8 protein-coding genes are annotated in these 10852 nt (G+C 59.5%); all 8 read left to right on the top strand.

Annotated elements, in window-relative coordinates; translation table 11 throughout:
- Window positions 1–64: 64 nt before the first annotated feature.
- Window positions 65–1996, top strand: coding sequence for a 3D-(3,5/4)-trihydroxycyclohexane-1,2-dione acylhydrolase (decyclizing) (gene iolD / locus VD17_RS27140; RefSeq protein ID WP_046056520.1), 1932 nt, complete (start codon window positions 65–67; stop codon window positions 1994–1996).
- Between the two features lie 39 nt (window positions 1997–2035).
- Window positions 2036–3046 carry a Gfo/Idh/MocA family protein gene (locus VD17_RS27135; protein ID WP_046056519.1) on the top strand — a complete coding sequence of 337 codons (1011 nt, stop codon included), beginning with the start codon at window positions 2036–2038 and terminating at the stop codon, window positions 3044–3046.
- 154 nt (window positions 3047–3200) lie between these two features.
- Entirely contained in the window at window positions 3201–4253 is a 1053-nt protein-coding gene (locus tag VD17_RS27130; protein ID WP_046056518.1) for a Gfo/Idh/MocA family protein, read from the top strand.
- 156 nt (window positions 4254–4409) lie between these two features.
- Complete coding sequence (locus tag VD17_RS27125; protein WP_033057636.1) at window positions 4410–5336, top strand: sugar ABC transporter substrate-binding protein; 927 nt, start codon at window positions 4410–4412, stop codon at window positions 5334–5336.
- Window positions 5337–5406: 70 nt separating this feature from the next.
- Entirely contained in the window at window positions 5407–6972 is a 1566-nt protein-coding gene (locus VD17_RS27120) for a sugar ABC transporter ATP-binding protein (RefSeq protein WP_046056523.1), read from the top strand.
- 154 nt (window positions 6973–7126) lie between these two features.
- The gene (locus tag VD17_RS27115; protein ID WP_008153855.1) at window positions 7127–8149 is read left to right on the top strand and encodes an ABC transporter permease; all 1023 of its coding nucleotides are present in this window, start codon (window positions 7127–7129) and stop codon (window positions 8147–8149) included.
- A 328-nt stretch (window positions 8150–8477) separates the two neighbouring features.
- The gene (locus VD17_RS27110; protein ID WP_007907888.1) at window positions 8478–8882 is read left to right on the top strand and encodes a TraR/DksA family transcriptional regulator; all 405 of its coding nucleotides are present in this window, start codon (window positions 8478–8480) and stop codon (window positions 8880–8882) included.
- A 180-nt stretch (window positions 8883–9062) separates the two neighbouring features.
- Window positions 9063–10688 (top strand): methyl-accepting chemotaxis protein, encoded by a 1626-nt coding sequence (locus VD17_RS27105; RefSeq protein WP_440130586.1) that lies wholly within the window; start codon window positions 9063–9065, stop codon window positions 10686–10688.
- Window positions 10689–10852: the final 164 nt, after the last annotated feature.

Genomic DNA, 10852 nt, shown 5'->3' with positions numbered 1-10852 from the left:
ATCGCAGCCTCGTTTCACTCGACAGCTCCTACAAGGATCAGGTGTGTATTTGAAAGGATCGGTTATGACCACAACAAGACTGACCATGGCCCAGGCCCTGGTGAAATTCCTCGATAACCAGTACATCGAGGTCGATGGGGTTCAAAGCAAATTTGTCGCCGGGATCTTTACCATTTTCGGCCACGGCAATGTGCTGGGCCTGGGCCAGGCCCTGGAGCAGGACAGCGGCGACCTGATCGTCCATCAGGGTCGCAACGAGCAAGGCATGGCCCACGCAGCCATCGGTTTCGCCAAGCAACACCTGCGGCGCAAGATCTACGCCTGCTCCTCATCGGTAGGGCCGGGCGCGGCGAACATGCTCACCGCCGCCGCGACGGCGACCGCCAACCGCATTCCCTTGCTGCTGTTGCCCGGCGACGTTTACGCCTGCCGCCAGCCGGACCCGGTGTTGCAACAGATCGAGCAGTTCCACGACCTGAGCATCAGCACCAACGATGCATTCAAGGCCGTGAGCAAATACTGGGACCGCATCAACCGTCCCGAGCAACTCATGACGGCGGCGATCCACGCCATGCGCGTGCTCACCGATCCTGCCGAAACCGGCGCGGTGACCCTGGCCTTGCCGCAAGATGTGCAAGCCGAAGCCTACGACTACCCTGATTATTTCCTGCAAAAACGCGTGCACCGTATCGAGCGTCGTCCGGCGACTGAAGCGATGCTCGGTGATGCGCTGGCGCTGTTCAAAGGCAAGCGCAAGCCGCTGATCATTTGCGGTGGCGGGGTCAGATACTCCGGTGCCAACGCGGCATTGCAAGCGTTTGCTGAACGCTTCGATATTCCCTTCGCCGAAACCCAGGCCGGCAAGAGTGCGGTGGTGTCCAGTCACCCGCTGAACGTTGGCGGGATCGGTGAAACCGGCTGCGTGGCGGCGAATCTGTTGGCCAGGGATGCGGACCTGATCATCGGTGTCGGCACCCGCTACAGCGATTTCACCACCGCGTCGAAATCCCTGTTCCAGCATCCGGACGTGCAATTTCTCAACCTCAACATCAGCCCGTGCGATGCCCTGAAACTCGACGGGGTGCAACTGTTGGCGGACGCCAAAGTTGGCTTGCAAGCCTTGGCCGAAGCCTTGGGCGATTACCGTTCTGCATGGGGCGATCAACCGCGCCAGGCCAAGGCGCAACTGGACGAGGAAGTCGACCGCATCTATCAGGTCGAATACCAGAGCAAAGACTTCATCCCGGAAATCAACGACCACATGGACCCGGCGGTGCTGCGCGAATTCATCGAGTTGACCGGTTCCTGCCTGACCCAGAGCCGCGTGCTCGGCGTGCTCAATGAAACCCTCGCCGATGACGCCGTGATCGTCGCCGCCGCCGGCAGCCTGCCCGGCGACTTGCAGCGCAGCTGGCGCAGCAAGGGCGTGAACACCTATCACGTCGAGTACGGCTATTCCTGCATGGGGTACGAGGTCAACGCCGCACTGGGTGTGAAACTCGCCGAGCCGGATCGCGAGGTCTATGCACTGGTCGGCGACGGCTCTTACATGATGCTGCATTCCGAACTGGCGACCTCGATTCAGGAGCGACGCAAGATCAACGTGGTGTTGCTCGACAACATGACCTTCGGTTGCATCAACAACCTGCAGATGGAACACGGCATGGACAGCTTCGGCACCGAGTTCCGGTTCCGCAACCCGGAAACCGGCAAGCTCGACGGCGGGTTCGTGCCGGTGGATTTCGCCATGAGCGCGGCGGCTTATGGCTGCAAGACCTACAAGGTGAACACGGTCGAAGAGCTGCAAGCCGCATTGGCCGATGCGCGCTTGCAGACGGTGTCGACGCTGATCGACATCAAGGTTCTGCCCAAAACCATGATTCACAAATACCTGTCGTGGTGGCGGGTCGGCGTGGCGCAAGTCTCCACCAGCGCCCGCACCGATGCGGTGGCCAAGACCCTGAATGAACGACTGGCCAAGGCCCGTCAGTACTGATTGCCCTGAACGAACAACAACAAATCTAGGAGTCATTAAATGTCTTTGAAGCTTGGCGTCATCGGTACCGGGGCCATCGGCCAGGATCACATTCGTCGTTGCAGCCAGACCTTGCTCAATAGCCAGGTCGTTGCTGTCACCGACATCAACTTGCAGCAAGCCGCGAAGGTCGTTTCCGACCTGAAGCTGACCGCCGAGGTCTATCCCGACGGCCACGCGTTGATCAAGGCGCCGGAGGTTGAAGCGATCCTCGTCACCTCCTGGGGCCCGAGCCACGAAGAGTTCGTATTGGCCGCGATTGCCGCTGGTAAGCCGGTGTTCTGCGAGAAGCCGCTGGCCGTCACCGCTGAAGGCTGCCGCAAAATCGTCGAGGCCGAAGTGGTCCACGGCAAACGCCTGGTGCAGGTCGGTTTCATGCGCCCGTATGACGAAGGTTATCGGGCACTGAAAGCCGTGATCGACAGCGGTCAGATTGGCGAGCCACTGATGTTGCACTGCGCGCACCGCAACCCGACCGTGGGTGAAAACTACAAGACCGACATGGCGATCACCGACACCCTGATCCATGAACTGGACGTGTTGCGCTGGTTGCTCGACGACGATTACGTGTCGGTGCAAGTGGTGTTCCCGCGCAAGAGCAGCAAGGCGCTCGCGCATTTGAAAGACCCGCAGATCGTGCTGCTGGAAACCGCCAAGGGCACGCGCATCGACGTGGAAGTGTTCGTTAACTGCCAATACGGCTATGACATCCAGTGCGAAGTGGTGGGGGAGACCGGCATCGCCAAACTGCCGGAACCGTCACAGGTTCAGTTGCGCAGCGGCGCGAAGTTGTCCAACGCGATTCTGATGGACTGGAAGGATCGCTTCATCGCGGCGTACGACGTCGAGTTGCAGGCGTTCATCGATGGTGTGCGCGCTGGCCAGGTTGGCGGCCCATCGGCATGGGACGGCTTCGCCGCCGCTGTCGCAGCAGATGCCTGCATCGAAGCACAAAACAGCGGGGCAATCGTCAAAGTCGCACTCCCAGACCGCCCACACTTCTACGGCTAACGATGATCCCCTGTGGGAGCGAGCTTGCTCGCGATGGCGGCAGCACATTCAACATCTATGTGACTGTCAGACCGCTATCGCGAGCAAGCTCGCTCCCACAGGGGCCATGAACACCCGGTGAGCGGTTTACATAACAATAAGAAGGAATGCACACATGCGTATCGGACTTGTCGGTTACGGCCATGGCGGCCGGTTTTTCCATGCTCCGCTGATCAGCAGTTTGCCGGCGGCGACGTTCGTGGGTGTGGTCACCCGTTCACCGGAACGCCGACAATTGCTGGCGGCCGAGCACCCAGGGGTGCCAGCGTTCGACAGCATCGGCCAATTGGTGGAGGCCGGGATCGATGTGCTGGTGGTGTCCACACCGCTAAAGGGCCGTCCGGCGCTGGTGCTCGATGGCATCGAACACGGGGTGGCGGTGGTCAGCGACAAACCGTTCGCCGCTGATGCGCAGCAAGCTCAAACCCTGATCACCATGGCCGAGCGCCAGGGCGTGCAGCTCAGCGTCTACCAGAACCGTCGCTGGGATTCGGACTTCCTGACCGTGCAAAAACTCATCGAATCTGGTGCGTTAGGCAAGGTCACCCGTTTCGAATCGCGGATCGAGCGTTATTCACCGCAGGCGGTGAACAACGGCAGTGGCGGTGGCTTCCTGCGCGATCTCGGTAGCCATCTGGTGGATCAGGCGTTGCTGTTGTTCGGTCCGGTGACACGGGTCTACGCCGAACTGGATTACCTGGAAAAAGGCCAGGTCTTCGATAACGGCTTCTTTATGGCCCTGACCCATGCCAGTGGCGTCACCTCCCACCTGGGTGGCAGTTGCTTGCAAAACACCCCCGGCCCGCGCTTTCGGGTGACCGGCACTCAAGGTTGTTACAGCGTCGATGGTCTGGACGGGCAAGAAGCATCGGCACTCGCCGGGCTCTCGCCGAAATCCGAAGGTGAGCGCTGGGGTGTTGAAGAGCATCGCCGCTGGGGCTGGTTCGAACAGGGGGAGGTGCGCGAGCGGGTTCCCTCCGAGCGCGGTTGCTGGAATCAGTTCTATTTACAGCTACAAGCCGCGTTACAGAGCGGTGGCCCACTGCCCGTGGATGCCCGTGATGCACTGGCGACCACCCGCGTGCTAGACGCTGCGCGACTGAGCGCCGAGCGGCATCAAGTGGTGGAATTGGGCCCGTTCAAGAGCCATGGAATAAAATCAGAATAAAATTCTAAAATGAGTTGATATGGAAATTAAATTCCAATAAAGTCATTTTCAGCGACCTGCCTCGCTACCTGTTTCAACCCTTTTCCCGCTTGCCTGCTTACTGAAATCGTCACGCCTCATCCATAAAACCAACAAGAATGTGGAGAAAGACTTTTCATGAAGACCAAGATCCGCTTCGCCTCACTTGCCTTGTCCCTGATGTTCGCCAGTGGCGCGGCGCTCGCCGATATGAAGATCGGCGTCAGCATGTCCCAATTCGATGACACCTGGCTGACCTACCTGCGCGAATCCATGGACAAGAAAGCCAAGTCCTATCCCGAGGGCGTGCAGCTGCAATTCGAAGACGCCCGCAGCGACGTGGTCAAGCAGTTGAGCCAGGTAGAAAGCTTCATCAGCCAGAAGGTCGATGCCATTGTGGTCAACCCGGTGGATACCGCCGCCACCAAAAAAATCACCGAAGCCGCCGTCAAGGCCGGCATCCCGCTGGTCTACGTCAACCGCCGCCCCGATGATCTGAAGCTGCCCAAAGGCGTGGTCACTGTCGCCTCCAACGATCTGGAGGCCGGTGAAATGCAGATGCAGTACCTGGCCGACAAAATGGGCGGCAAGGGTGACATCGTGATTCTGCTGGGCGACCTGGCGAACAACTCCACCACCAACCGCACCAAGGGCGTCAAAGACGTTCTGGCCAAATACCCGAACATCAAGATCGAGCAAGAGCAGACCGGCATCTGGTCGCGGGACAAGGGCATGACCCTGGTCAACGACTGGCTGACCCAGGGCCGCAAGTTCGATGCGGTCGTGGCCAACAACGACGAAATGGCCATCGGTGCCGCCATGGCCCTGAGTCAGGCCGGTGTCGACAAAGGCAGCGTTTTGATCGCCGGTGTCGACGGCACGCCCGACGGGTTGAACGCGATCAAGAAAGGCAGCATGGCGGTCTCAGTATTTCAGGACGCCAAAGGTCAGGCCGACGGTTCGATCGACACCGCCGTGAAAATGGCCAGGAACGAGCCGGTTGAACAGGCCGTTTGGGTGCCATATCGCTTGATCACCCCGCAAAACGTCGACACGTTCAAATAGCCCGTCCGTTCAATAACAACAATAAACACGCAAGGTTGCGACCGTGACCTTGCTGATGGAGTACCTGATCATGTTCGCTTCAGCGACTGCTTCGAGCACCCCGTTGGTGGGTTTCCAGCCAACTGCAACACCTGTCGATGAGCCGTACCTGCTGGAGATCATCAACGTCAGCAAGGGATTTCCCGGTGTGGTGGCCTTGTCCGATGTGCAGCTTCGGGTACGCCCCGGTTCCGTGCTGGCCCTGATGGGCGAAAACGGCGCGGGCAAATCCACCCTGATGAAAATCATTGCCGGCATCTATCAGCCGGACGCCGGTGAACTTCGCCTGAAAGGAAAACCGGTGGTTTTCGAAACGCCATTGGCTGCGCTCCAGGCCGGGATCGCGATGATTCACCAGGAACTCAACCTGATGCCCCACATGAGCATCGCCGAGAACATCTGGATCGGCCGGGAGCAGCTCAACGGTTTCCACATGATCGACCACCGCGAAATGCATCGCTGCACGGCGAAACTGCTGGAACGCCTGCGGATCAACCTCGATCCGGAAGAGCAGGTGGGCAACCTGAGCATCGCCGAACGGCAGATGGTCGAGATCGCCAAAGCCGTGTCCTACGATTCCGACATCCTGATCATGGATGAACCGACCTCGGCCATCACCGACAAGGAAGTTGCGCACCTGTTCTCGATCATTGCCGACCTCAAGAGTCAGGGCAAAGGGATCATCTACATCACCCACAAAATGAACGAAGTGTTCAGCATCGCTGATGAAGTGGCGGTGTTCCGTGACGGCGCCTACATCGGCCTGCAGCGGGCCGACAGCATGGACGGCGACAGTCTGATTTCGATGATGGTCGGCCGCGAGCTGAGCCAGTTGTTCCCGGTGCGTGAAAAGCCGATCGGCGATCTGCTGCTGTCGGTGCGTGACCTTAAACTGGACGGCATTTTCAAGGATGTTTCCTTCGACCTGCACGCCGGCGAAATCCTCGGCATTGCCGGGTTGATGGGCTCAGGACGGACCAACGTTGCCGAAGCGATTTTTGGCATCACCCCGAGCGACGGTGGCGAGATTCGTCTCGACGGCGAAGTGGTGCGCATCAGCGATCCGCACATGGCGATCGAGAAGGGCTTCGCGTTACTGACCGAGGATCGCAAGCTCAGCGGCCTGTTCCCGTGCCTGTCGGTGCTGGAGAACATGGAAATGGCGGTGTTGCCGCATTACGCCGGTCACGGTTTCATACAGCAAAAAGCCCTGCGCGCCTTGTGCGAAGACATGTGCAAGAAACTGCGGGTGAAAACCCCGTCGCTGGAGCAGTGCATCGACACCTTGTCCGGCGGTAATCAGCAGAAGGCCTTGCTGGCTCGCTGGCTGATGACCAATCCACGGATCCTGATCCTCGACGAGCCGACCCGCGGCATCGACGTCGGCGCAAAGGCCGAGATCTACCGACTCATTTCCTGCCTTGCCAGCGAAGGCATGGCGGTGATCATGATTTCCTCGGAGCTGCCGGAAGTACTCGGCATGAGCGACCGGGTGATGGTCATGCACGAGGGCGACCTGATGGGCACCCTCGACCGCAGCGAAGCGACCCAGGAACGAGTGATGCAATTGGCCTCGGGCATGTCTGCGGTTCACTAAGCAAGGGAGAGCGCAATCTGTGGCGAGGGGATTTATCCCCGTTGGACTGCGCAGCAGTCCCATACTTTTAGGGCTGCTTCGCAGCCCAACGGGGATAAATCCCCTCGCCACAGGAAGCTCCTTCGCCACACAGATTTCTATTTAAGGGTGGGTTATGAACGCGATACTGGAAAACAAGCCAGCAACGGCACCGGTCAAGAGTCGCCGGCGCTTTCCGACCGAATTGAGTATTTTCCTGGTGCTGATTGGCATCGGCCTGGTCTTTGAAGTGTTTGGCTGGATCGTGCGCGACCAGAGCTTCCTGATGAACTCCCAGCGTCTGGTGCTGATGATCCTGCAGGTGTCGATCATCGGTCTGCTGGCGATCGGCGTGACCCAGGTCATCATCACCACGGGTATCGACCTGTCCTCGGGCTCGGTGCTGGCGCTGTCGGCAATGATCGCTGCCAGTCTGGCCCAGACGTCGGACTTCGCCCGGGCGGTGTTCCCGTCGTTGACTGACTTGCCAGTGTGGATTCCGGTGATTGCCGGGCTCGGGGTAGGGCTGTTGGCGGGGGCAATCAACGGCAGCATCATTGCCATTACCGGTATCCCGCCGTTCATTGCCACCCTCGGCATGATGGTCTCGGCCCGTGGCCTTGCGCGTTACTACACCGAAGGCCAACCGGTGAGCATGCTCTCGGATTCCTACACGGCGATCGGACACGGCGCGATGCCGGTGATCATTTTCCTGGTGGTCGCGGTGATCTTTCACATCGCCCTGCGTTACACCAAGTACGGCAAGTACACCTACGCCATCGGCGGCAACATGCAGGCGGCGCGTACCTCGGGGATCAACGTCAAGCGGCATCTGGTGATCGTCTACAGCATCGCCGGGTTGCTGGCAGGCCTGGCGGGTGTGGTGGCGTCGGCACGGGCCGCGACCGGGCAGGCCGGGATGGGCATGTCTTACGAGCTGGACGCGATTGCCGCGGCCGTGATCGGCGGCACCAGCCTGGCCGGCGGAGTAGGGCGCATCACCGGCACGGTGATCGGCGCACTGATCCTTGGAGTCATGGCCAGCGGTTTCACCTTCGTCGGCGTCGATGCTTACATTCAAGACATCATCAAAGGCCTGATCATCGTGGTCGCAGTGGTCATCGATCAGTACCGCAACAAGCGTAAACTCAAGCGTTGAGCCTCAGATAAAGCAGCCAATGCGCCACGCCTGACCCGCGTGGCGCAGCCGTTTGTCTTCTATATACAGCCGCTCGATTGAATTTCTTGCTATAAACGCACTCCGATAACCACCGCAAAGACTGCCGTAGAGCACTTTCAGGGCTTTGTCGGACAAATTCGCTGTCTTTTCAGTTGCTGAGGCCTCAAGTCGGCCTTAGACTGCCGCCCCTCGTAAATTGAGTGCCGGGTGGCGCTTGGAATTAAACGGCGCCGTTCCGATGGCCAACCCAGGTCCGCCGGAACGCTCCCTAATTCGCCTTAATGCACGTTTTTTTATAGAGATATCAATGACAAAGGACAAGTTGCTGGCCATGCCGGCGGATGACTACATGAATGCCGAGCAACATGCTTTTTTCTCTGAGCTGTTGCAGAACATGAAAGTCGAAACCCATGAGCGCATCGAACAGAACCGCATCGCCATCGAAAGCCTGGACACCCCGGCCGATCCGGCCGACGCCGCTTCTGTTGAAGAAGAGCGCACCTGGCTGGTGAACGCGATCGATCGCGACCAGCGCATGCTGCCTCAGTTGGAACAGGCTCTGGAACGCATCAAGGAAGACAGCTTTGGCTGGTGCGACGACAGCGGCGAGGCCATTGGCCTGAAGCGTCTGCTGATCAGCCCGACCACCAAGTACTGCATCGAAGCTCAAGAGCGTCACGAACAGATCGACAAGCACCAGCGTCAGGCCTGATTTCGTAACGCCCAGCATCGCGGGCAAGCCCCACTCCTGTCAGGAGCAAGGCTTGCCCGCGATGCTTTTTTTCGTCTGCGAAAACCCCGCGCACTTCTATTGATCTGCTGCAAGGCCCACTACTAATGGACCATAGATAATGGCCTTGTAGTGGCGTTAAATGCCGATACAACAATTAGAATGACTCGGGGGATGACGAAGATGACGCGTGACGGATCTGTGGTGGCAGCAGTGTCTGCCCCCGTGCTTTTGCCGAAAAACCTTTGGCTGACGCCGACCTTGCAAAGCATCGCCCTGATGCTCTTGTTGTGCGGCATGACGCTGGGCGGCTGGTCGCTTTACCTTGGCCTGCCATTGGCGGTGCTGGTGATCTGGCTACCTCGCTTGCGCTCGCGCGCTACCCCTGAAGCAACTCCCGTCGACAGCGCCAGCGCGATTGCCGAGTTGACTCGCGATCTTTCCTACACCACCAGTCATAACGCGTTGTCTGCCGCCGGTGTGGCCTTTTCGGTCAAGCAACTGGCCGACAAACTGCAATCGCAGCTGGGTGCCGCGGCGCAGATAGTCAGCAACGCCGAAGTGATGATCGCGACCGAACAAGCCACTTCGACACTCAGCCGGGAAGCCCTCAGTGCGGCCAGCGAGGCTCATCGGAGCAGCGCGGCAGGACGTACGGAGCTGATCGAGTCCATCGCCCGTATGCATCAACTCAGTCAGCGCGCCAGTAACAGCCGTGAACTGATCGAAGCCCTGAGCCTGCGCAGTGACGATATCCAACGGGTCACCCTGGTGATCCAGTCCATCGCCAGCCAGACCAATCTGTTGGCATTGAACGCAGCTATCGAGGCGGCGCGGGCGGGGGAGCATGGTCGCGGATTTGCGGTGGTGGCCGATGAGGTTCGCGGTCTGGCCGCGCGCACCGCGACGGCCACTGGCGAAGTCGGGGAGATGGTCGCTGATATTCAGCAACGCACCGCGCAAGTGGTGGAGCAGATCCGTCAACTGTCCAGCGACCTCGACACCGGAGTCGAGCAGGTCGAGCACACCGGTCAGCATCTGGAGAACATTGCGCGTCTGGCTGCCGGCGTCGAAAGCCAGGTCGGGGAAATCGCCAGGGGCGCCGACACCAACCGCGAACAACTCGATAGCCTGTTTCATGCCATCGAACAGATGCGCAGCGACCTGGCGATCAGCGACCAACAGACCCAGCGCCTGGCCCAGGCCGCGGTGCAAATGGAAGGGCAGGCCGAAACCATCAGCGAACGCCTCGCCGAAGTCGGACTGGATGACTATCACCAGCGGATTTATGACCTGGCCCGCGAAGGCGCGAGTCAAATTGCGGCGCGCTTCGAAGCGGATATCGACGAGGGCCGCGTGAGCCTCGATGACCTGTTTGACCGCAATTACCAAACCATTCCCAACACCAGCCCGGCCAAGTACCAGACCCGCTTCGATCGCTACGCCGATCAGGTCTTGCCGGCGATCCAGGAACCGTTGTTGCCGCGTCATGAAGGCCTGGTGTTCGCCATCGCCTGTACGCAGCAGGGTTATGTGCCGACCCACAACAAGGTCTTCAGCCAACCACTGACCGGTGATGCGCAGGTCGATACCTTGCAGAACCGCACCAAACGCAAATTCGCCGACCGCACCGGGATCCGCTGCGGCAGTCACCAGCAGGCCGTACTGCTGCAAACCTACACCCGCGACACCGGTGAGCTGATGCACGACCTCTCGGTGCCCATCATGCTCAAGGGCCGGCATTGGGGTGGTTTGCGATTGGGTTACAAGCCGGAAAGCCCTCGTTGAGTTGTTTGGCGTTGTTGTTAGCGGGGGTTGGGCTTGGGGTTGGGGCTGGATTGGGGGCATATCCGTTTCTGCGGTGATGGCTGATTACGGTTTCGCTCTTACAGCGAGTCACTTTGGAAGAGCCCCAAAGTAACCAAAAGGCTTTGCCCCTCCATTCGGTGCCT

The sequence above is a fragment of the Pseudomonas fluorescens genome (assembly GCF_000968015.1).
Lineage (GTDB): Bacteria > Pseudomonadota > Gammaproteobacteria > Pseudomonadales > Pseudomonadaceae > Aquipseudomonas > Aquipseudomonas fluorescens_W.
Note: the sequence above shows the minus strand (reverse complement) of the source record. Positions and strands in the feature narration are given on the sequence as shown.